Source organism: Polaromonas sp. OV174 (genome assembly GCF_900112285.1).
Lineage (GTDB): Bacteria > Pseudomonadota > Gammaproteobacteria > Burkholderiales > Burkholderiaceae_C > Polaromonas.
The window spans coordinates 133,174-153,705 of record NZ_FOKZ01000011.1 but is presented as its reverse complement, the minus strand read 5'-3'; the positions used below and the strand labels follow the sequence as shown (position 1 = coordinate 153,705).

At 60.9% G+C, this 20,532-nt stretch carries 18 protein-coding genes and 2 pseudogenes; 9 read left to right on the top strand and 11 right to left on the bottom strand.

All coding sequences use genetic code 11. The features are described 5' to 3' along the window. Positions 1 to 287 (bottom strand): transposase (locus BM160_RS11935; RefSeq protein ID WP_143093238.1); only part of this gene is annotated, 287 nt, incomplete at its 3' end. A 113-nt stretch (positions 288 to 400) separates the two neighbouring features. Here BM160_RS11935 and BM160_RS11930 point away from each other — a divergent pair. The 3 genes from BM160_RS11930 to BM160_RS11920 are packed head-to-tail and all read left to right on the top strand — an operon-like array spanning position 401 to position 1,453. Next, positions 401 to 721, top strand: coding sequence for an ElaB/YgaM/YqjD family protein (locus BM160_RS11930; RefSeq protein ID WP_092005393.1), 321 nt, complete (start codon positions 401 to 403; stop codon positions 719 to 721). A 29-nt stretch (positions 722 to 750) separates the two neighbouring features. After that, positions 751 to 1,152, top strand: a complete 402-nt coding sequence (locus BM160_RS11925; RefSeq protein WP_092005390.1) for a phage holin family protein — start codon at positions 751 to 753, stop codon at positions 1,150 to 1,152. Beyond that, positions 1,133 to 1,453, top strand: coding sequence for a YqjK family protein (locus tag BM160_RS11920; protein WP_092005387.1), 321 nt, complete (start codon positions 1,133 to 1,135; stop codon positions 1,451 to 1,453). Before BM160_RS11925 ends, BM160_RS11920 begins: the two co-directional genes overlap by 20 nt. A 14-nt stretch (positions 1,454 to 1,467) precedes the next feature. Here the strand turns inward: BM160_RS11920 and BM160_RS11915 are convergent, their stop codons facing one another. The 9 genes from BM160_RS11915 to uvrA all read right to left on the bottom strand — a co-directional run bounded on the left by BM160_RS11915 (position 1,468) and on the right by uvrA (position 12,651). Continuing rightward, positions 1,468 to 1,917: an acyl-CoA thioesterase gene (locus BM160_RS11915; protein ID WP_092005384.1), complete on the bottom strand. Its 450-nt coding sequence runs from the start codon at positions 1,915 to 1,917 to the stop codon at positions 1,468 to 1,470. A gap of 19 nt (positions 1,918 to 1,936) precedes the next feature. Then, positions 1,937 to 2,914 (bottom strand): dipeptidase, encoded by a 978-nt coding sequence (locus BM160_RS11910; protein WP_092005381.1) that lies wholly within the window; start codon positions 2,912 to 2,914, stop codon positions 1,937 to 1,939. 126 nt (positions 2,915 to 3,040) lie between these two features. Continuing rightward, on the bottom strand, positions 3,041 to 3,826 hold the full coding sequence (locus BM160_RS11905) for an ABC transporter ATP-binding protein (RefSeq protein WP_092005377.1): 786 nt from the start codon (positions 3,824 to 3,826) through the stop codon (positions 3,041 to 3,043). After that, the gene (locus tag BM160_RS11900; protein ID WP_092005374.1) at positions 3,823 to 4,668 is read right to left on the bottom strand and encodes an ABC transporter ATP-binding protein; all 846 of its coding nucleotides are present in this window, start codon (positions 4,666 to 4,668) and stop codon (positions 3,823 to 3,825) included. The genes BM160_RS11905 and BM160_RS11900 overlap by 4 nt, the downstream gene beginning before the upstream one ends. Next, complete coding sequence (gene nikC / locus BM160_RS11895) at positions 4,665 to 5,543, bottom strand: nickel transporter permease (RefSeq protein ID WP_092005429.1); 879 nt, start codon at positions 5,541 to 5,543, stop codon at positions 4,665 to 4,667. Before nikC ends, BM160_RS11900 begins: the two co-directional genes overlap by 4 nt. A 110-nt stretch (positions 5,544 to 5,653) precedes the next feature. Beyond that, positions 5,654 to 6,748: an ABC transporter permease gene (locus tag BM160_RS11890; protein WP_218156610.1), complete on the bottom strand. Its 1,095-nt coding sequence runs from the start codon at positions 6,746 to 6,748 to the stop codon at positions 5,654 to 5,656. A gap of 8 nt (positions 6,749 to 6,756) precedes the next feature. Next, positions 6,757 to 8,370: an ABC transporter substrate-binding protein gene (locus BM160_RS11885; RefSeq protein ID WP_092005371.1), complete on the bottom strand. Its 1,614-nt coding sequence runs from the start codon at positions 8,368 to 8,370 to the stop codon at positions 6,757 to 6,759. A 243-nt stretch (positions 8,371 to 8,613) separates the two neighbouring features. Continuing rightward, the gene (locus BM160_RS11880) at positions 8,614 to 9,555 is read right to left on the bottom strand and encodes a DMT family transporter (protein ID WP_092005368.1); all 942 of its coding nucleotides are present in this window, start codon (positions 9,553 to 9,555) and stop codon (positions 8,614 to 8,616) included. Positions 9,556 to 9,606: 51 nt separating this feature from the next. Next, entirely contained in the window at positions 9,607 to 12,651 is a 3,045-nt protein-coding gene (gene uvrA, locus BM160_RS11875) for an excinuclease ABC subunit UvrA (RefSeq protein WP_255368845.1), read from the bottom strand. Positions 12,652 to 12,818: 167 nt separating this feature from the next. On the opposite strand from uvrA, the gene BM160_RS11870 reads away from it, so the two are divergent. The 6 genes and pseudogenes from BM160_RS11870 to BM160_RS11840 all read left to right on the top strand — a co-directional run bounded on the left by BM160_RS11870 (position 12,819) and on the right by BM160_RS11840 (position 19,983). Then, the gene (locus tag BM160_RS11870) at positions 12,819 to 14,042 is read left to right on the top strand and encodes an MFS transporter (RefSeq protein WP_092005364.1); all 1,224 of its coding nucleotides are present in this window, start codon (positions 12,819 to 12,821) and stop codon (positions 14,040 to 14,042) included. A gap of 804 nt (positions 14,043 to 14,846) precedes the next feature. After that, positions 14,847 to 15,392: a phospholipase D family nuclease gene (locus BM160_RS11860; protein WP_092005359.1), complete on the top strand. Its 546-nt coding sequence runs from the start codon at positions 14,847 to 14,849 to the stop codon at positions 15,390 to 15,392. A gap of 389 nt (positions 15,393 to 15,781) precedes the next feature. Further along, positions 15,782 to 16,225 (top strand): annotated as a pseudogene (locus BM160_RS11855) (transposase); the annotation flags it as partial. Positions 16,226 to 16,559: 334 nt separating this feature from the next. Then, positions 16,560 to 17,516, top strand: coding sequence for a Bug family tripartite tricarboxylate transporter substrate binding protein (locus BM160_RS11850; RefSeq protein WP_092005356.1), 957 nt, complete (start codon positions 16,560 to 16,562; stop codon positions 17,514 to 17,516). Between the two features lie 29 nt (positions 17,517 to 17,545). Further along, positions 17,546 to 18,433: a LysR family transcriptional regulator gene (locus BM160_RS11845; RefSeq protein WP_177218995.1), complete on the top strand. Its 888-nt coding sequence runs from the start codon at positions 17,546 to 17,548 to the stop codon at positions 18,431 to 18,433. Positions 18,434 to 18,525: 92 nt separating this feature from the next. Continuing rightward, the gene (locus BM160_RS11840; protein ID WP_092005350.1) at positions 18,526 to 19,983 is read left to right on the top strand and encodes a sulfatase-like hydrolase/transferase; all 1,458 of its coding nucleotides are present in this window, start codon (positions 18,526 to 18,528) and stop codon (positions 19,981 to 19,983) included. Between the two features lie 296 nt (positions 19,984 to 20,279). Here BM160_RS11840 and BM160_RS11835 read toward each other — a convergent pair. Then, positions 20,280 to 20,529: pseudogene (locus BM160_RS11835) on the bottom strand (FAD-dependent oxidoreductase); the annotation flags it as partial. Positions 20,530 to 20,532 lie beyond the last annotated feature (3 nt).

Sequence of the window (20,532 nt, the reverse complement as noted above, 5' to 3'; positions counted from 1 at the left end):
CCCAGCAGGCGAAACGCCACGTCTTCGTGCAGCTTGCGGGCAAGCTTGCGTGAACTGAACACGCCTGTGGCGTAACCATAGATCAGCACCTTGACCATCATGGCGGGGTGAAAGGGCTGGTTGCGTGAGCCGCCTGCCGAATACCTCGCGTGGAACGCCTGCAGGTTCAGACTGTCCACTGTGTCGTTGATGAAATACGCCAAATGCCCTTCGGGCAGCCACTCGCGCATCGAGTGCGGCAGCAGCATGTCTTGGTCCGGCAGGTAGGGTAGGTAGCTGGCAGGCATCAAGCTCTAACGTCCAGACTTCACCAAACGATGACTTCAGGCTTCTGCCGCGCAGACTCCTAGCGGGAACGAATCTGCTAACCTTTAGGTATTCATTCCTTGAAAGGTCAACCATGTCCAAATCCAGCCAAGCCAGTGTCGATTCGCAAGAAAAGCTGGTCACCGACATCAAGTCCGTGATCGCCGATGCCGAAGAAATGCTGTCTGCCACGGCCGATCAGGCCGGCGAAAAAATCGCCTCCCTGCGTGCCCGCGTCCAGGCTCGCCTGCGCGACGCCAAGGTCCGGCTGACGGACGCCGAAGCCGTGCTGCTGGCCAAAACCAAGGACGCGGCCCGGGCCACTGACGCTTATGTGCATGAGTCGCCCTGGACGGCCATAGGTGTTGCGGCCGGCGTGGGTTTGCTGCTGGGCCTGATCATTGGTCGCCGCTAAACCAAGGCAACAAGCTGCTGCGGGCCGCCATGGCTAGCGCGTTTGGCGGTCATGGCCCGCTGGCAGCTGTAAAGGACATTGCGGCGACTCTGCTGGCCAGCCTGCAGACCCGGTTGGCCTTGCTGGCCAACGAAATCCAGGTGGAAAAACACCAGCTGCTGCGGCAGCTGGCCTTGGGGCTGGCACTGGTTTTTTGCCTGGGCCTGGGGGTGTTGCTGGCGGTGGCCCTGGCCGTGCTGCTGTGGTGGGATCAGCGCCTTGCCGTGCTGGGTGGCTTCGCCGCCCTGTTCCTGGGTCTGGCCGCGTATTGCTATGTCCGCATGCGCCGCGGCCATGCCGCGGCTGATCCCCTGTTTGCGGCCAGTCTGGCCGAGCTGCAGGAAGACCTGCGTCAGCTGAAAGCGGCGGCCCATGAGCAAAAGCCTGACTGAGCTGCATCAGCAGCGTGGTCGCCTGCTGGAGCGCATTGCCTACCAGCGGGCCGAGCTGAGGTTGCAACTGCAGCCTTTGCAAAATGCCTCGGACGCCGGCAACCGGGTTTTCACGCTGATCAGCGCGGGCCTGCAATACCTTAAAACTCACCCTTTGCCGCTGTTGCTGGCGGGGGCTGCGCTGGTGCTGTTCAAGCCGCGTCGGGCCTGGCGCTGGTTTTGGCGCGGCGTCGGAATCTGGCGCAGCTGGAAGGTGTTGCGCAACTGGCTGTCAGCGTCCGGGCTCAGTCGCTGGCTTTGAGCCGGCCAGCTGGCTTAGCTGCCCGGGAACATGGCGCGTGCGGCATCCAGGTGTGCCCTGACGCGTTGTGCCAGGGCGATATCGCCGGGTGTTTCAGGCAACCAGCTTGGCACTGGTATGGTTTTGCCTTCGCCATCCACCGCCACAAAGACCACCAGGCATTCGGTGACGACCTCCATCTGGCCGGTCTTCATGTCGCCGCTGCGCACCTCCACCGAGATGTTCATGCTGGTGCGGCCGGTGTAGGCCAGACGGGCTTCCACTTCCACCAGGTCGCCAATCATGATGGGACGCTGAAAACGTATGCTGCCGACCGACACCGTGACGCAGTAGCGTTTGGCCCAGCGGGTGGCGCAGGCATAACCGGCTTCGTCTATCCATTTCATGACGGTGCCGCCATGGACCTTGCCGCCAAAGTTGACGGTGCTCGGTTCGGCCAGAAAGCGCAGGGTGATGGAGGACATGGGCGGGGCTAGGTTGTGATCAAAAGGGATGGCGCTGCCAGGCCTGGCCCGCCACGCGCAGCATATTGTCACCCATGACGCCAGCGGCTTCGGCCGTGCTCATGCCGACCTTTTGCAGCGCGTTTGACAGCAACTGCCAAGTCTCCACCGGCGTGTAGGTCATGCGCTCAACGCTGCGGTTGTAGCCGGCGGCCTTGGGCCACCAGTAGGTGGGGTCGTAGTCGCCGGGTGGGTTGTCGTTGAGTTCATCCTGGCGAAAGCTGATGTCCAGCCCCACGCCCGCATGCTGCACGCCCACCAGATCGGCCACATAAGCGGCATGCCGCGCCACGTCGTCGGCGGTCGGCGTGCGGGTGCCCAGAAAGGCCGACACGCCCGAAACGCAGACCACGCCGCCGGTAGCGGCGCAGGCCTTGATTTGTTCATCGGTGATGTTGCGCCCATGCTCTGCCAGTGCCAGCGGGTTGGCGTGGCTGAAGATCACCGGCTTGGCCGAGGCCGCCATGATGTCCAGGCTGCAGCGCCTGCCGGTGTGCGAGCAATCCATCAGCAGGCCGGCCTGATTGACGGCCTGCACCATGCGCAGCCCCAGCGGCGTGAGGCCGCGCTCCACGTCATGGCAGCCGTCGGCAATGCTGTTGTTGCGGTTGTAGGCGAAATGGATCTGGCGCACGCCCAGGTCGCGGTATAGCGCCAGCATGTCGGGCTGCTCCTGCAGCGGTAGCGCGCCTTCCAGGTCAAAACTGATGGCCAGCACGCCGGCGGCGGCCGCCTGTTTGATATCGGCCACGCTGCCGGCCAGCATAAAGCGCTCGGGCTGCGCGGCGATGTTGGCGCGAAAGGCCGCCAGCACCGATATGATTTGCGACACCGGGTTCATGTCCATGCCGACGTTGATGGAGACGTAGTTGACGCCGGCTTCGCGTAAACGATCCAGCGGTGAAAAATCAGCCTGCGGGTGCAGCGGCAGACAGGCGTGGGCTTCCCAGTTGATCATGGTGTGGCACTCGGTGGGTGAAAGGACGGCTGCCAAGGCCTGGCGGTGGCCTTGAAAATTTTAAGTAAAAAGTGGCTCTGGGACAATATGGATAAGCGACATAAGCTACCAAATTGATAGCAACTGTCAGGCTGGCATGCTGATGCGTTTGAAGCCCGCCGAGGCCTGCATCAGGCTCAGGGTATAGGGCTGGCTGACGCGGCGCGCCGCCAGGTCGGCCGAGGACAGCAATTCCACGGTCTGGCCGCGCTGCATCACCATGAGGCGCTGGCACAAATGGGTGACCACGGCCAGGTCATGGCTGACCATGATGAAGGTCAGCTGATGGCGGCGGCGCAGTTCTTCCAGCAGATTGAGCACCTCGGCCTGCACCGAGGCATCCAGCGCCGAGGTGGGCTCGTCCAGCAACAGGATTTGCGGCTCCAGGATCAGCGCCCGCGCAATCGCAATGCGCTGGCGTTGCCCGCCCGACAACTGGTGCGGATAGCGAAAGCGAAAACCCTGGCCCAGGCCGACTTCATCGAGGGCCCGTTCTATGCGCGTTTCCGCGTCATCAATGCCGTGTATGGCCAGCGGCTCGGCCAGGATGCGGTCTACGGTCTGGCGCGGGTGCAGCGAGCCATAGGGGTCTTGAAACACCATTTGCACGCGACGGCGAAAGGCCTTGCTGCCGGGCGCGGGCAGGGTGGCCGCGGCTTGCCCATCGCTGCAAAGCTGAACCGTGCCCGAGGTCTTGGGCGCCAGGCCGCAGATGGCGCGCAGCACCGTTGATTTACCGGAACCCGATTCACCGACGATGCCGAAACTTTCGCCGGGAGCGATGTGAAAGGAGGTGTCGGCCACGGCGACAAAACCGTCGTAGCTGACGCGCAACTGGCGCACGTCCAGACCCAGGGTTTGTCTGGCATTCATAAGGCCCACTCCGGTTGGCGGTCCAGCGTGGCCAGCGGATGGCTGGACTGGCCCAGTTGCGGCAGGCAGGCCATCAGGCCGCGCGTGTAGGGGTGCTTGGCGTGGCCCAGTCCGCCGGCGGCCAGCTCTTCAACCACCCGGCCGGCATACATCACCAGGATGCGGTCGCAAAACGAGGACACCAGCCGCAAATCGTGCGACACCAGAATCAAGCCCATGCCGCGCTCGCTCACCAGCGCATCAAGAATGGACAGCAGCTGCAGCTGCACCGTCACATCCAGCGCCGAGGTCGGCTCGTCGGCAATCAAGATATCCGGCTCGGCAATCAGCATCATGGCGATCATGGCGCGCTGACCCATGCCGCCCGAGACCTCGTGCGGGTGCAGCTTGTAGACGCGTTCGGGGTCATCGATGCGCACCGATTCCAGCGCCGCCAGCGCGCGCGTTTTGGCTTCGCGACTGGAGACGCGGCTGTGGGCGCGCAAGGTTTCCTCGATCTGCGCGCCTATGGTCATCACCGGGTTGAGCGAGAACTTCGGGTCTTGCAGCACCATGGCGATGCGCCCGCCGCGCAAGGCCCGGCGCTGCTTGGGCGGGCAGTTCAGCAGATCGACGCCGCTGAAGGCCAGCTGCCTGGCGCTGACCCGGCCTTCGGGCGCGGTAAGCCCCAAAATGGCGCGGCCGGTTTGCGATTTGCCCGAACCCGATTCGCCCACAATACCCAGGCGTTCGCGGCCCAGCGTGAAGGACACGCCGCGCACCGCCTCCACCATGGCGCCATCGCGGCCGGGAAAGGCCACGCGCAGATCTTCAACCACCAGCAAGGGTGAGGATGCCGTCATTTCGCCGCCTTGGGGTCGAGTGCGTCGCGCAAGCCGTCGCCCAGCAAATTGAAAGCCAGGCTGACAATGAAAATCGCCGCGCCAGGCGCAGCGGCCACCCACCATTGGTCCAGCACATAGAGCCGGCCGTTGGCAATCATGGCGCCCCATTCGGGCATGGGCGGTTGCGCGCCCAGGCCCAGAAAGCCCAGGCCCGCCGCCGTCAAAATAATGCCCGCCATGTCCAGCGTGACGCGCACTATGACCGAGGAGACGCACAGCGGCATGATGTGGCGAAACACGATGCGCCAGGGCGAGGCGCCCAGCAGCTGGACCGCCGCGATGTAGTCGGTCTGGCGTATCGTCAGCGTTTCGGCGCGCGCCAGCCTGGCATAGGGCGGCCAGGAGGTGATGGCAATGGCGATGACCGCATTTTCTATGCCGGGGCCCAGCGCGGCCACAAAGGCCAGCGCCAGGATCAGGCGCGGAAAGGCCAGAAAAATATCCGTGATGCGCATCAAGGTCGCATCGACCAGTCCGCCGGCATAACCTGCCACCGTGCCCACGATGAGGCCTATGGGCGCGGCCAGCACGGCCACCAGCACCACCACGAAGAGGGTGATGCGCGAGCCGTGAATCAGCCGCGACAAGATGTCTCTGCCCTGGTCGTCGGTGCCCATCCAGTGCGCCCATGAGGGCGGTAGCAATCGCGTGGTGCGCAGGTCACCGGTATAGGCCGAGTAGGGCGCCAGCAGATCTGCAAACAGCGCCACCAGCACCAGCGCCAGCACAATCAGCAAGCCGACCATGGCCAGGCGGTTACGCGAGAAGGTGCGGCAGGCGCCGTAGGCCCGGCCCAGCGCGGCCTGTCTTCTGGACAGCGGCCGGTCGGACATCAGCCAGGCAATAAGGCCCCCACGATCGCCCACTGCGTGTGGCGCTCTGCCCCCCGAGGGGGTCGCGCTTGCTAGGGGCGGACTGTCGGTTTTAAGAAGCGTTGAATCTGTCATCGCGTGCGTGTTCTGGAATCCAGCAGTTGGTAAAGCAGGTCAGACAGCAGGTTCAGTCCGATGAAGATGGAGCCCACGACTATGGTGCCGCCCAGCACCGCGTTCATGTCGGCGTTTTGCAGCGAGTTGGTGATGTACAGGCCCAGTCCGGGCCAGGCAAACACGGTTTCGGTCAGCACCGAGCCTTCGAGCAGGCCGGCATAGGACAGCGCAATCACCGTGACCAGCGGCACCATGGCATTGCGCAGCGCATGGCGCCAGATGATGCGGGCTTCCGACAAGCCCTTGGCCCGCGCCGCCACCACATACTCCTGCGCCAGTTCATTGAGCATGAAGGAGCGCGTCATGCGGCTGATGTAGGCCAGCGAGAAATAACCCAGCAGCGAGGCCGGCAGGATCAGGTGCGACAGCGCGTTGCCAAAGGCCTGCCATTCGCCGGCCATGGCGGTGTCGACCAGCAGCAGGCCGGTGACCGGCACCAGCGTGAACTCATAGGCCACATCAATCCGGCCCGGTCCGCCGACCCAGCCCAGCTTGGCATAAAACACCAGCAGCGCCATCAGGCCTAGCCAGAAAATCGGCACCGAATAACCGACCAGGCCGATGACGCGCACCACCTGGTCGACCAGCTTGCCGCGCCGCACGGCGGCCCAGACGCCCAGCGGCACGCCCAGCCCGGCGCCCAGCAAAATGCCCAGGCTGGCGAGTTCCAGCGTGGCCGGAAAGGCGCGGCGTATGTCCTGCAGCACCGGGTTGGCGGTCAGCACCGAGGTGCCGAAGTCGCCCTGCAGCACCTTGCGCAGGTAGATGTAGAACTGCTCGTAGAGCGGCTTGTTCAGGCCCATTTCCTCGCGGACACGGGCGACCACATGGGCGGGTGCATTGTCGCCGACCATGGCCAGCACCGGATCGACCGGAATGACCCGGCCGATGAAGAAGGTGACGGCCAGCAGGCCCAGGTAGGTGAGCAATATCACCACCGCAAAACGGCCGACGGCCTGCAGGCGGCGCAGCCAGCGTGAGCTGGCCGGGCGCGAGCTGACAGCGGCCGCAGGCGCAACGCCTGCGACGAGAGGATCAGGAACTGCCAAAGCCAGTCTTAGCGCTTGGCTACTTTAAACATGTAGTTGGTGTCAAAGGTGGGGCCCAGCTTCAGACCATCAAGGTTGCTGCGGTAGGCCGCCACCTCGGTCTGCTGGTAAAGCATGACAAAGGGGCTGGTCTTGCGGAATTCGGCCTGCAGCTCTTCGTACATGAGCTTGCGCTTGCCGGCATCGCGCTCGAGCACCGCCGCGTCCGATTTCTTGGTCAGCTCGGGAATGGCCCAGGCATTGCGCCAGGCCAGCGGCTTGGCCTTGGCATCGTCGGCGTTGTCGGGGTTGCGCGTGAAGGTGTCGGCATTGGTGTGCGGATCCCAGTAGTCGGCGCCCCATTGGCCGATGTACATGTCGTGGGTGCGGGCGCGGTATTTGGTCAGCGTCTGCTTGCCGTCGCCGGGGATGATCTCGATGTCTATGCCGGCCAGCTTGGCATTTTGTTGGAAGGCCTCGACGATGCCCTGCACCGGCTGGACGGTGCGCATGTCAATAGTGACCTTGAAGCCGTTGGGCAGGCCGGCCTTGGCCAGCAGCGCCTTGGCCTTGGCCACGTCCAGCTTGTAGGGCATTTCCGTGCTGGCGCCCAGCAGGCCGACCGGCAGGAAATTCTGGTGAATCACGCCGATGTTCTTGATCAGCGTGTCGCCTATGGCCGAGTAGTCAATCAGCCACTTCATGGCCTCGCGCACCTCGGGCTTGGCCAGCGTGGGGTTTTTCTGGTTCAGGCTGATGTAGTAAACCGTGCCCTTGGGCGCGGAGGCGAGCTTGATGTCCTTGTTGTTGGCCAGTGTGGCGATGTCTTGCGGGCTGAGGTTGCGGGCAATGTCGATATCGCCCTTTTCCAGCAGCAGGCGCTGCGTGGCGGCTTCCTTGACGTGGCGGTAAATCACGCGGGCCGGCTTGGACTTGTCGCCGTAGTAATTGTCGTTGCGCTCCATGGCAACGATTTCGTTGGCGCGCCATTCGCGCAGTTTCAGTGGGCCGGAACCGGCATAGTTGGTTTTCAGCCAGCCATAGCCCCAGTCACCGTTTTGCTCCTTGGACTGCAGCAGTTTCTTGTCGACGATGGCGCCGATATTGGCCGTCAGGCAGTTCAGTACAAAGGTGGGCGCAAAGGCCTTGTCGGTTTCCAGGGTCAGCGTCAGCGGGCCGGTCTGCTTGATCCTGTCCTTGACCTTGTCCTTGCTGAAGCCGAACTGGGTCAGGATGAAGGCTGGGGATTTGTCCAGCATGACGGCGCGGTGCAGCGAATACACCACCTCCTCGGCGGTCAGCGGATTGCCGGAGGCAAACTTCAGCCCGGGCTTGAGCTCGAAGGTGAAGGTCTTGCCGTCTGGCGATACGGTCCAGGACTTGGCCACGTCGCCGATCAACTTGGACGGGTCGTTGATGTCCAGCCGCACCAGCCGGTCATAGGTGTTGCCCATGATTTCACCACCGGACAGCTCAAAGACTTCGGCCGGATCCATGGTGATGATGTCGTCAAACGCGAAGGCCACCACCAGCGTGTCTTTGGGCGTGGCCGCCAAGGCCCCCGTGCCGTAACAAGCCAGCAGGGCCGCAGCGGCCGTGGCGCCAAGCAGGCGGCGGGAGATGGGGAAAGACGGGAATTTCATCAAGATGGCATTCTTGGTTAGGGTTGACCGACATGCAGGGCAGCGCTGTTGACGCGATTTGCAGGCATGCAGGAATCATGCCTGCATTCGCCTTTGGGTCACAGACCTTGCCGAGCTACCAAAGCTGCGAATTTCGCCTTTGAGGGCTTTCCCGTCAATGCGTAGTTACCTTGGGTTGTGCCGCCCTTGCCCGATGATTTCCGGATGCGCGTGCCGCGGGCGTCTGTCCCGGCCCAGCCGCCATCAGCTTTTTGCCAGCACCGGCACGGGCTTTTCTTCCTTGGTCACCAACCAGATACCGTAGCAGACCAGCAACAGCGCCAGGCCGTTCTTCCATTCCAGAAAGCTCTCGTTCAGGAACAGTGCCGACAGCAGGGTGCCGAACACCGGAACCATGAAGTTGAAGACGGTGACCATGCTGACCCGGTTGTACTTAAGCAAGATGGTCCAGAGTGAAAACGCCGCTGACGACAGAATCACCAGGTAGGCCAGCAGGGCAGTGGATTTGAAGCTGAAGCCGGTCAGCGTGCCGCCGGCGGCAAAGCCTATCAGCAGCAGCGCCAGACCGCCTATGGCCAACTGATAGCCGGTCAGTACCACCGAGTCGACATGCTGCGACACCTTTTTGCCGTAAATACTGGCGGCCGACAGCACAAAGGCGGCGATCACGACAAAGCCCTCGCCCAGCAGCGTGAAATCAAAGCTCAAGAGGCCGGCGCTGAAGTTGACCACCATCACGCCAATAAAGCCGACGATGCAACCCAGGACCTTGTTAAAGCTGAGCTTGTCGTTTTTGTAGATGTAGTGGGCCAGCAGCACGCTGAAAAAAGTGCCGGTGGCGTTCATGATGGAGCTTTTCACGCCGGTGGCGTAGGCCAGCCCGATGTAGAAGAACACATACTGCAAGCTGGTCTGGGTCAGGCCCAGCAGCGTCACCTGGCCCAGGGTGCGGCGGCTCAGCGCCAGCGTTTTTTTGCCCGCTGCGGCAATCACCAACAGCACCAGGCCGGCGAAGAGAAAGCGGTAGCCGGCAAACACCAGTTTGGAAGGGATGTCATCGGCGGCAATGTTGAACAGCGCATAGCCGTTCTTGATGGCCGGGTAGGCGCTGCCCCAGAGCAGGCAGCACAGGGTGGCGATGAGAAACACCACTTTGCGGCGGGTGAAAATGGAAGGACTGTTCAAGGGAGAATCTCCTGTAGGCACTGACGCGTCACACGTCGAGCGGCAAAAAAATCAGAGCAGGCGCGCCAGATAGCGGCCGGTATGGCTGTCGGGATTGGCGGCGATGTCTTCGGGCGTGCCAACGCCCACCACCGTGCCGCCTCCGGCGCCTCCCTCAGGGCCCATGTCTATCAGCCAGTCGGCCGTCTTGATGACGTCGAGGTTGTGCTCAATCACCACAATCGTGTTGCCGGCATCGCGCAACTGGTGCAGCACCTTGAGCAGCAGGTCGATGTCGGCAAAGTGCAGGCCGGTGGTCGGTTCATCCAGGATGTAGAGGGTTCGGCCGGTGTCGCGCTTGCTGAGTTCCAACGCCAGCTTGACGCGCTGCGCCTCGCCGCCCGACAGCGTGGTAGCGGCCTGGCCCAGCTTGATGTAGGAGAGGCCCACGTCCAGCAGGGTGTGCAGCTTGCGCGCGATGTGAGGCACGGCCTTGAAGAACTCGGCGGCAGTCTCGACCGTGAGGTCCAGGATTTGGGCGATGTTCTTGCCCTTGTACTGCACCTCCAGTGTTTCGCGGTTGTAGCGCATACCCTTGCAGACATCGCAGGGCACGTAGACATCGGGCAGAAAGTGCATCTCCACCTTCACCACGCCGTCACCCTGGCAGGCCTCGCAGCGGCCACCGGCGACGTTGAAGGAAAAGCGCCCGGCGCCATAGCCACGCTCGCGTGCCGTGTTCATTTCCGCCATCAGCTCACGTATGGGCGTGAATAGGCCGGTGTAGGTGGCCGGGTTGCTGCGCGGCGTGCGGCCTATCGGCGACTGGTCGACGTTGATGACCTTGTCGAAATGCTCTATGCCTTCAATGCTTTCGTGCGGCGCGGGCTCGTCATGCGCGCGGTACAGCGTGCGCGCCACGGCGGCATACAGCGTGTCGTTGACCAGCGTGGACTTGCCCGAGCCGGACACGCCGGTCACGCAGGTCAGCAGGCCAACGGGAAACTCCACGCTCACGCCCTTGAGGTTGTGGCCGCTGGCATTGACGACGCGCAGCGCCTGCATGTCGCCCTGGGTCGCCAGGTGCTGGGCCTCGCGTGCGGCGCGGCGCTCCGCTTGCGGGCTGAGCGGAAAGCGCGACAGCTTCTTTTTCTCGACTGCTTGCACCGCTTTCACGGTGGGCAGCCAGGGCGTGCGGCGCGCAGGCACGGCGATCTTCAGCGTCTGCGCCAGATACTTGCCGGTCAGCGAATCGGGGTTGGCCTGCACCTCTTCAAACGTGCCTTGCGCCATGACGCGGCCGCCGTGAATGCCGGCGCCTGGGCCCATATCGATCACGTGGTCGGCGGCGCGAATCATGTCTTCGTCGTGCTCGACCACCAGCACGCTGTTGCCGATGTCGCGCAGGTGTTTGAGCGTGCCTATCAGGCGGTCGTTATCGCGCTGGTGCAGGCCTATGCTGGGCTCGTCCAGCACATACATCACGCCGGTCAGGCCGGAGCCGATTTGCGAGGCCAGGCGGATCCGTTGCGACTCACCGCCCGAGAGCGTTTCGGCGCTGCGGTCCAGGCTCAGGTAATTGAGGCCCACGTCGTTGAGAAACTTCAGGCGCAGGCCGATTTCGCGCACCACCTTGTCGGCGATCTCGGCCTTGGCGCCTTCCATGCGCAGCGTGTTGAAGTAGTCAAAGCTCTCGCGCAGGGTGATGTGGCTGATTTCATAAATCGCTTTGCGCGCCGGCGCCGCAGCCTCGCCTGCGGACTTGCCGACCAGATAGACATGGCGGGCCTCTTTGCGCAGGCGTGTGCCGGCGCATTCGGGGCAGGCCTGCAGGCTGCGGTAACGCGACAGATCTTCGCGTACGACGGCGGAATCGGTCTCGCGGTAACGGCGTTCAAAGTTGGTGATCACGCCTTCGAAGGGGTGCTTCTTGCTGACCTTCTTGCCAGCGGAGTTGCCAGACTCCATCACATAGCTGAACTTGATGTCTTCTTCGCCAGAGCCGTGCAGCACCACTTGTTGAACGTTTTCAGGCAAGTCTTCATAGGCCGTATCGATGTCAAATTTGTAGTGGCTGGCCAGACTCTCCAGCATGGAGAAGTAATAGGCATTGCGCCTGTCCCAGCCCTTGACGGCGCCGCTGGCCAGGCTCAGCGAGGGAAAGGCCACCACCCGTGCCGGGTCGAAAAACTCCATGTGGCCCAGCCCGTCGCAGCTGGGGCAGGCGCCCACCGGCGAGTTGAAGGAGAACAGCCGCGGCTCCATCTCGCTCAGGCTGTAGCTGCAGACCGGGCAGGAAAATTTGGCACTAAAAAGGTGCTCTTTCCCCGTGTCCATCTCCAGCGCCAGGGCCTTGCCCTCGGCCAGCCGCAGCGCGGCCTCGAAGCTTTCGGCCAGGCGCTGCTGCAGGTCGGCGCGCACCTTGACGCGGTCTATCACAACGTCGATGTTGTGCTTCTCGGTTTTCTTCAGCGCCGGCAGTTCGTTAAATTCGTAGGCCGTGCCATCGACGCGAAAGCGTACATAGCCCTGGGCCTGCATCTCGGCAAACAGGTCGACAAACTCGCCCTTGCGTTCACGCGCCACCGGCGCCAGGATCATCAGCTTGGTGTCTTCGGGCAAGGCCAGCACGGTATCGACCATCTCGCTGACGCTTTGCGCCTGCAGCGGCAGGTCGTGCTCGGGGCAAAAGGGCGTGCCGGCGCGGGCAAACAGCAGGCGCAGGTAGTCGTGGATCTCGGTCACCGTGCCGACAGTGGAGCGTGGGTTGTGCGAAGTGGCCTTTTGTTCGATGGAAATCGCCGGCGACAGGCCTTCGATCATGTCCACGTCGGGTTTGTCCATCAGCTGCAGGAACTGCCGCGCGTAAGTGCTCAGACTTTCAACGTAACGGCGCTGGCCCTCGGCATACAGGGTGTCAAAGGCCAGGCTGGACTTGCCCGAACCGCTCAGGCCGGTGATCACCACCAGCTGGTTGCGCGGAATATCCAGGTCTATGTTCTTGAGGTTGTGCGTGCGCGCCCCGCGTATGCTGATGCGCTGGGTTGCCAGCACACTGGCAAGGTACTTGCTGTCGTTGGGATGGTTCACAGGATGGGGCGCCGCAAAACTTTCCATCATAGACCGAAGCACCGTTTCAAGCACAATAGACGTCTGTGTACCCGTCGGTGCGGCCGGTGATACCGCCGTAAAACGGCGCCTGAACCCGCCATGACGGCTGATGTCGCCGAAATCCTACCTTTTCAGATCTTTTATCCGTGTCTTCTGCTGCCCCATCGTTTCCGATGACCGCCACCGAGCGGCGTGCCAGCTTGTCCCTGGCTTCGATTTTTGCCCTGCGCATGCTGGGCCTGTTTCTGGTGCTGCCGGTGTTTGCGCTGGAGGCCGCCCGCTATCCAGGCGGCGATGACCCGGCCCGCGTCGGCCTGGCCATGGGCATTTACGGCTTGACCCAGGGCTTTTTGCAAATCCCGTTTGGCCTGGCTTCGGACTGGTGGGGCCGCAAGCGCGTGATGATTGTCGGGCTGCTGATGTTTGCTCTGGGCAGCTTTGTCGCCGCCTGGGCGCCCGACCTGAACTGGCTGACGGCCGGCCGTTCGCTGCAGGGCGCGGGCGCTATTTCTGCCGCCGTCACCGCGCTGCTGGCCGATTGCACCCGCGATGAAGTGCGCACCAAGGCGATGGCGCTGGTGGGCGGCAGCATTGCCCTGATGTTTGCGCTGTCGCTGCTGCTGGCGCCGTGGCTGGCCGGTGCCATTGGTTTGTACGGCATTTTTGCCCTGACCGGCGCGCTGGCTCTGGTCGGCATCGCCGTCGTGCTGTGGTGGGTGCCGGCCGAGCCGCTCAAGCACAGCCAGCCCTCGCGCGGCAGCGTACTGGAGGTGCTGAAAGACCCGGCGCTGCTGCGGCTGGATTTTGGCGTGTTTGTGCTGCATGCCGTGCAACTGGCCATGTGGATGGCCATTCCGGCGCTACTGGTGGCCGCGGGGCTGGAGAAAACGCGACACTGGCAGGTCTATCTGCCCGCCGTACTAGCTTCCTTTTTGGTCATGGGCATGACGCTGTTTCCGCTGGAAAAGCGGGGTTATCTGCGCGCCGTTTTCCTGGGTGCGGTGAGCCTGATCTTTTTGGTGCAGGGCGGCTTGCTGTGGGCGGTGTCGGCACCGGTCGGGCCCGGTCTGGGCCTGTTGGGCGTGTTGCTGGTGCTGTTTTTTTGCGGCTTCAATGTGCTGGAGGCGAGCCAGCCCAGCCTGGCCTCGCGGCTGGCGCCGCCGCATGCGCGCGGCGCGGCGCTGGGGGTCTACAACACCTTGCAGTCGCTGGGCTTTTTTGCCGGCGGCGCGCTCGGCGGCTGGATCACCAAAACCCACGGCCCCCAGGGGCTGTTCCTGGTTTGCGGCGGCCTGATGCTGCTGTGGTTGCTGGTGGCCTGGCCCATGAAGGCGCCCGGTCGCCATGTGGCGGCCGTGGTTTCTGGTGCTGAGCCGTTGGGCCGGCCGGCCAGTTAAACTCACAGGATTCGCTTTGGGGGATCAGCCCCGAAGACCAGTTCTGGCTAGAGACAATTAAGAATACCGCCACAGAGGCACTTAAAGACAATTAAGCGTACCGTGGCCAACACAAAAGACAATTAAGCGTACCGCCGCTAGCACCAGGACGATACGCATGCTGCTGCTGGCGTGCGCAGACTGCGTGAGCCCAGTTCGCCGGATTGAAGAAGCGTTAGGGTGCATGTCCCGTGTTTCTTCTCACTTCTCCCTCTTTTACATAGAGCGCCCGCACGATGCGAGTTTTGCTGCCGCCGTCGGGCAACCAAGAAGCGTGCGCCGTCCATTGATCGCCGGGGGTGCGCCGGGGAAGCGTGCACGACTGGCTTGGCTATCTGTCCAAATGTCGACTTAGAAACCCTGAACGCTGGCCAAGCTGGTGCACGCCGGCGTCATCGTTGTCTGGGCAAGCTCACCGTGCTCTTGCAAGCAGGGTACCAGCACATGCTTGGCTGCGTTCTCAAGAAAACGGATGCGTACCCACTGGGACGGCGCTTCGAGGAAGCCCGTTTGATGTGTAGCGGGAATGCTGATCTGCTGGGCACGGAACGAGTTAAGCGCAAAAAATTGCCCAGAAAAACTGTTTAATAACAATAACTTACGTCATTTCTTCTGTCGCGAATTAAGCGCAACGCAAATTTGCTGCTACCCCCCTCATTCTCTCTGTTAGACGCAATCCTGAGAAACAGGCGCCAAATCCGCATTGGCGCGAGCCTTTAGCTTGGGCGAGGCTTGCTAAAGTCGCGGCTTCAACTTGAGCAATACATGAGATCTTCGTTCGTTCCCGCCACACGACGCACCATTCTGGGTTTCGCGGTTGTCCTTTTTGCGGGCTGTGCCAGCACACCAGGCGCCCTGCCGTCCAGCCAACAAGTCGAAGTGGCGTTTTCGCCTGAAGCGAACGCGGAAGCCTTGGTGCTCAAGGTGATCGACAGTGCGAGGCAATCGATCCGGTTGGCGGGCTATTCCTTCACGTCACCGGCGGTTGTCCGCGCCCTGATCGCCGCGAAGCGGCGCGGCATCGACGTGTCTGTGTTGCTCGACGACAAAGGCAACCGTGGCAAAGCCAACATAGCGGCGATGAATCTGGTGGTTGGCGCCGGAATACCGACGCGGGTGATCTCGTCTTATGCGATCCATCACGACAAGTACATCGTGGTGGACGGCAAGCACACAGAGACGGGCTCATTCAACTACAGCCAAGCTGCAGCTAAATCGAATTCGGAGAATGTGCTTGTGGTCTGGATGCGTATTTCGGCCGCACGTGAACAGTTGGTTCGGTTGGTGGTGATCCCTGGTTCGGTGAGTTGACCGGAACACCTTACTGCCGCTGCAACGGTCTGGGATATGACCGCTTCAGACTGCACGCCGGCCTTCAAGCTAGAGCTGTGACCGGCGGCATCGGGCCCAAAGCCGCCATCTAACGATTGCAGCTTGGATGTCAGCAGAGCAGCGGTTGCGGTCGGCCCTGGCCGGACTGTGACCTCACGGTCTGTGTCCAACAGCGGTCATCCGAGAGCCAGCGATCCTCGCAGGCCCGATGGCCGGTTTCAGATGTACAGCCGACGTCGGGAACATACAGCTGCGGGACTTCATCTTGAACGTCCGCTGACGCCGATTGCGAACTGGTGCTCTCGACGGCGGATTCAACCGGTCGATGCAACACACTAAACACTGCGTAAGCAGAAGGAGTGTTGCAGATGAAGCAAAGACCACGGATCTATTACACGCAAAGCCAGAAAGCTTTAATGTGGGAGCGCTGGAAGAAAGGCGAATCTCTCCAACAGATAGCCCAGCTATTCGATAGGAATCACGGATCAGTACGCGGCATCTTGGCTGAGACGGGTGGGATACGCCCGCCAGAGCGTTGCCGGTCAAGACTGGCGCTGACGTTAGCTGAACGAGAAGAAATATCGCGCGCTGTGGTGGCAGGCCAGTCAATCCGCTCAATCGCAATACTTCTCAAGCGAGCGCCATCGACCATCAGCCGTGAGATCTGGCGCAACGGTGGCACAGGGTGCTATCGGGCCACTCAGGCAGATCAGGCTGCCTGGGATCGGGCACTTCGCCCCAAGACTTGCAAACTGGTGGAGAACCGAAAGCTGGCGAACATTGTGGCTGGTAAGCTCCAATGCCAATGGTCTGTATCCGTCAAGGGCAGTCCAAAGGAGATTCAGGAATTCGTTGCTAACGATACCCGTAAATGGAAAGATCTTGCGCAGAAGTCAAAGCTCGACCTGAACTGAGCGCACGGGTACTACCTAATGTGGTGCAACGGGAAACCCTGCGAAGTAGTCAGTCATTTGATTTCTCCGCAGGGTTTGCGTTGTCCGGGTTGCAGGGCGCAGCGTAACGTAGTTGAAATAGCAGTTAGCCGGTGCTTCGCCGTTAGCGAAACCTTGGTTGTCGTAATACCAATGCCCGTATTGGCGTTCAAATTCTAGAATCTCCGGTCACTTACCTATAAAGACCGAGACAATGAAAACGTTTGCAAAACTGCTGCTTCTTGTAAGCACCTCGTTGATGGGTTTTTCGCACACTTATGCTCAGGAGTGGCCAACGAAGCCAGTGAAGTTCGTAGTTCCTTATAACGCTGGCGGTGGACTTGACATGATGTGTCGAACGGTCGCCGAGCGACTCGCTACTGTCGTTAAGCAGCCCGTCGTGGTCGAAAACAAGGTCGGCGCATCGGGAACGATTGGTTCGGCGTACGTCGCCAAGTCAGCTGCGGACGGCTACACCATTCTCTGTGCCAACAACTCTGATCTCACGCTGGCACAGTTCATCATTCCCAAGCTTTCGTATTCGCCGGAAAAGGATTTTCTGCCCTTGGTCATGGCGGTCAAACAGACTGTTTTTCTGGTGGGAAATGCCGCAGTACCCGCGACTGACGCTGCGCAGCTCATCGAGCTTTCAAAGAAGTCTCCGCTGGCCTATGCAAACCCCGGCCTGGGAAGCAATACCACGCTGGCCATGGAAATGTTCAATGCCGCGAGCAAAGCGAACTTCATATCGGTTCCCTACACCGGTGTGGCTCTGACGGACGTCATCAGTGGACAGGTTCCGTTGACCGTATTCAATCTGGCGCCTCTCTTGCCGCACATCAAGGCCGGAAAACTCAAGCCTTATGTGGTATTCCAGTCCGAAAGGCACCCGAGCTTTCCGGATATTCCCACCGCTCGAGAGGCGGTTGGCGTGGATGTCGTGGCCGCATCATGGTTTGGCTTCTTCGCTCCTGTGGGCACGCCCCAGGGCATCACGCGCCAACTCGAACAAGGCATCCGAACTGTCCTCGCAGACCCTGCAACCGTGGCCGTTCTTTCAAAGGCGGAAATGCAGATTGTTGGAATGCCCTCAACTGACTTTTCCAAGGTGATCGTGGCAGAACGTGCCTATCACCAGCGATTGGTTCAGCGCTTCAACGCTGCCAAATAAGCATACTCCGACAGCGCTAAGATTGGATGATGTTGGCTGACCCAATCTCGCTTGCGCTCTTCCTGAAAGTCGTCGAGTCGAAAAGCATTTCGAAAGGCGCGATCGCCTCTCACATCGTTCTTTCGGCTGCCAGCCGACGCATTACGCAACTCGAAAAGCAGTTTGACGCGCAGCTTCTCCATCGTCTGAAGGGCGGCGTAGTTCCCACGCTGGCAGGCGAGGCCCTCGCTCAACATGCAAGGCGCGTTTTGGGGGCACTCGGTCAGCTGTCAGCCGAGATGTCTGATTTCGCTTCAGGTTCCAAGGGTCGCGTTCGCTTGTATGCCAACTCTTCTATCATGCAGCAATCCTTGCCTGAGTTGCTGGCGTCCTTTCGCGATGCAAAACCCGACATCGAAGTGGACATCCGGGAAGCGGGTAGCGCGTCGATCATTCGCGCTGTCCAGGAACGAGCTGCAGACGTTGGAATTGTGACCTCTGGAATACCCCTTGAGGGACTGGACAGCGAGACGCTATGCCCCGACCCTCTTTGCGTCGTTGTACCGACCGACCATCCGCTCAAGGGCCCCAGCGTTCATTTCAGCGAACTGGTTGGATATAGTTTTGTGGGTCTCGATGGAAGCGCTGCACTGATGCAGCTGCTTGCCGACGCGGCGGCTGATTCCGGGCATGTTCTGAACGTCAGCGTACAGGTGCGCAGCTTTGAGTCGGTTTGCAGAATGATTCAGGCGGGAATTGGTATCGGAGTGGTGCCAGAAGGAGCCGTGAAGGTATTTCAGCACAGTCTGTCACTGCGTCTGATCAGACTAAATGAGTCCTGGGCCCGGCGAACCATGCTGATATGCACGAAGAAGGAGGCTCTGTCTCTGCCGGCCCGGATGCTGGTCAAGCATCTGGTTGGAAGCCCGCTTCGATAGCTTGCTGAACTTCGAACTCCCCGTTGCCAAACAACCAATTGGCGAGCACAGTTAGCGGGCATAGACTTGCCGGCTAACCTGATGGAGCTAGCGTGAAACCGGCAAATCTTGTATTTATCTTTTCGGACGAACATGACCCCCGTTATATGGGATGTTCGGGTAACAACTTGGTCAAGACGCCCAACATGGACAGCATGGCGGCATCGGGAACGCGCTTTGCAAAAGCATGGACCACATCGCCGATCTGCGTGCCCGCACGGGCCAGTGTCGCGACAGGCCTTTTTCCTCATCAGAATCGTTATTGGGACAACGCCATCGCCTACGATGGTGCGTATAAGAGCTGGGGTCATTCGCTGCAGCGCAACGGCATGCGCGTTGAATCCATGGGTAAGCTGCACTACCGCAACGAGTCAGACGATACGGGGTTCGACAAGCAACACTCCCCGATGCACATAGCTGGCGGCATCGGACTGATCTGGGCATCCGTGCGCGATCCACTCCCTTTCTACGACAGGCGCTCCACCATTTTCGATGAACTCGGGGCCGGGACCTCGAGCTACAACCGTTACGACCACGACATCACCAGGATGGCCGTGGCGTGGCTTGAAGACATTGCGCAAACGCCCGAAGACAAACCCTGGATACTGTCCCTCGGTTATGTAGCCCCGCACATGCCATTCATGGTGCCGCAGCCCTACCTGGATATGTATCCACTGGAAAAAATCAATGTCCCGGACAAGTTGATCCCTGCCAAAGGACACAGCCGTCACCCGTGGGTCGAGCAGTTGGCCCGTAACTGGGACCACGATGCAGCACTTGGCACGGATGAGCGCCGTCGCTTGGCCGTGCAGTGTTATCTGGGTTTGATTTCCTATCTGGACGACCAAATCGGCATCGTGATGGAAGTGTTGCGCCGCACCGGTTTGCTGGGCAACACCAGAGTCATTTACTCGACGGATCACGGAGACAACCTGGGAACACGAGGACTCTGGAACAAAAGCACCATGTACCGTGAGTCAACCGCGATACCGATGATTGCGATGGGTGAGGGCATTCCGGCTGGAAAGACCTGCATGACCAACGTCGGACTTGCCGATCTGTATCCAACATTCCTCGAATGCGTTGGTTTGACGCCGACGGATGAAGAACGCGCATTACCCGGAAAGTCACTGCTTACCATCGCCAATGAAGACGATGACGAGAGCCGTGTTGGGTTCAGCGAGTATCACGCGTTGGGATCGCCCTCTGCAGCCTATATGGTGACGAAGGCGCGCTACAAATTTCATTACTACGTCGGCTTTCCAGCCGAGTTGTTCGATTTGCAGTCGGACCCCGAAGAGTTGGTGAATATTGCTTCGGAACCGGCGATGGCGCATGTGGTCGCCGAGCTGGAGCTAGAACTTCGCAAGCTGCTCGATCCCGAAAAGATCGACCGGATGGCCAAGGATGACCAAAATACTTTGGTTAATCGTCACGGCGGACCAGAAGCTGTACGGGTTCTAGGCAATCAAGGCTCGACTGCTACGCCTGACAAATACCGGATGGCTTAGATTTCCTTCAGGACGTCCGTTAGGACGTCCTGCACATCGTGTGGCTGCCAGCCTCAGGTTTGCTTGCAGGTCTTCAAGCGGGTAGTTGATGGCGCGCACTGACGCTGTGCGGTTCGTGACCCATGGTCATGGGCGTCAAACTCAGGGCCGAAATTGCGGCCAAAAGTACCTGAAACGGATGACGGAGATGTCGCTGTCGCAGCCGCTTGGACTGTCTACAGCATGAGTAGCCAGCCGACCATCGCAAAGTCGGCTTCCAACCCTGGCTCACTTCTCAATCGGCCCGGTGGCTCACTTCTACTTCGGCGCGGACACACAAACGTATAGACGCTAGCCCATTCCAGTTCGAACGGAACCTCTCGGCCGAGCGCCTGACGCATCATGGCGTTGACGCGTGGAGTGATGCGTTCGAGCTTCTTCTCCTCTTCGGGATCGGCCATCCCAGCCGAGTTGAAAGTCGATGCGCCAGACGTTGTCCGGCTGGCGGTGGAGCAAGACGCTCTGGTTCGGGTGGAACGGTGGATCAAACCAGAACCAGCGTTCGGCGCC

Excerpts from the sequence above, each read along its gene's own strand:
- BM160_RS11860 (WP_092005359.1), top strand. The coding sequence starts at position 14,847 with ATGAGATCTTCGTTCGTTCCCGCCACACGACGCACCATTCTGGGTTTC.
- uvrA (WP_255368845.1), bottom strand. The coding sequence starts at position 12,651 with ATGGAAAGTTTTGCGGCGCCCCATCCTGTGAACCATCCCAACGACAGC.
- BM160_RS11850 (WP_092005356.1), top strand. The coding sequence starts at position 16,560 with ATGAAAACGTTTGCAAAACTGCTGCTTCTTGTAAGCACCTCGTTGATG.
- BM160_RS11900 (WP_092005374.1), bottom strand. The coding sequence starts at position 4,668 with ATGACGGCATCCTCACCCTTGCTGGTGGTTGAAGATCTGCGCGTGGCC.
- BM160_RS11905 (WP_092005377.1), bottom strand. The coding sequence starts at position 3,826 with ATGAATGCCAGACAAACCCTGGGTCTGGACGTGCGCCAGTTGCGCGTC.
- BM160_RS11845 (WP_177218995.1), top strand. The coding sequence starts at position 17,546 with ATGTTGGCTGACCCAATCTCGCTTGCGCTCTTCCTGAAAGTCGTCGAG.
- BM160_RS11885 (WP_092005371.1), bottom strand. The coding sequence starts at position 8,370 with ATGAAATTCCCGTCTTTCCCCATCTCCCGCCGCCTGCTTGGCGCCACG.
- nikC (WP_092005429.1), bottom strand. The coding sequence starts at position 5,543 with ATGTCCGACCGGCCGCTGTCCAGAAGACAGGCCGCGCTGGGCCGGGCC.
- BM160_RS11925 (WP_092005390.1), top strand. The coding sequence starts at position 751 with ATGGCTAGCGCGTTTGGCGGTCATGGCCCGCTGGCAGCTGTAAAGGAC.
- BM160_RS11870 (WP_092005364.1), top strand. The coding sequence starts at position 12,819 with ATGACCGCCACCGAGCGGCGTGCCAGCTTGTCCCTGGCTTCGATTTTT.
- BM160_RS11930 (WP_092005393.1), top strand. The coding sequence starts at position 401 with ATGTCCAAATCCAGCCAAGCCAGTGTCGATTCGCAAGAAAAGCTGGTC.
- BM160_RS11915 (WP_092005384.1), bottom strand. The coding sequence starts at position 1,917 with ATGTCCTCCATCACCCTGCGCTTTCTGGCCGAACCGAGCACCGTCAAC.
- BM160_RS11920 (WP_092005387.1), top strand. The coding sequence starts at position 1,133 with ATGAGCAAAAGCCTGACTGAGCTGCATCAGCAGCGTGGTCGCCTGCTG.
- BM160_RS11910 (WP_092005381.1), bottom strand. The coding sequence starts at position 2,914 with ATGATCAACTGGGAAGCCCACGCCTGTCTGCCGCTGCACCCGCAGGCT.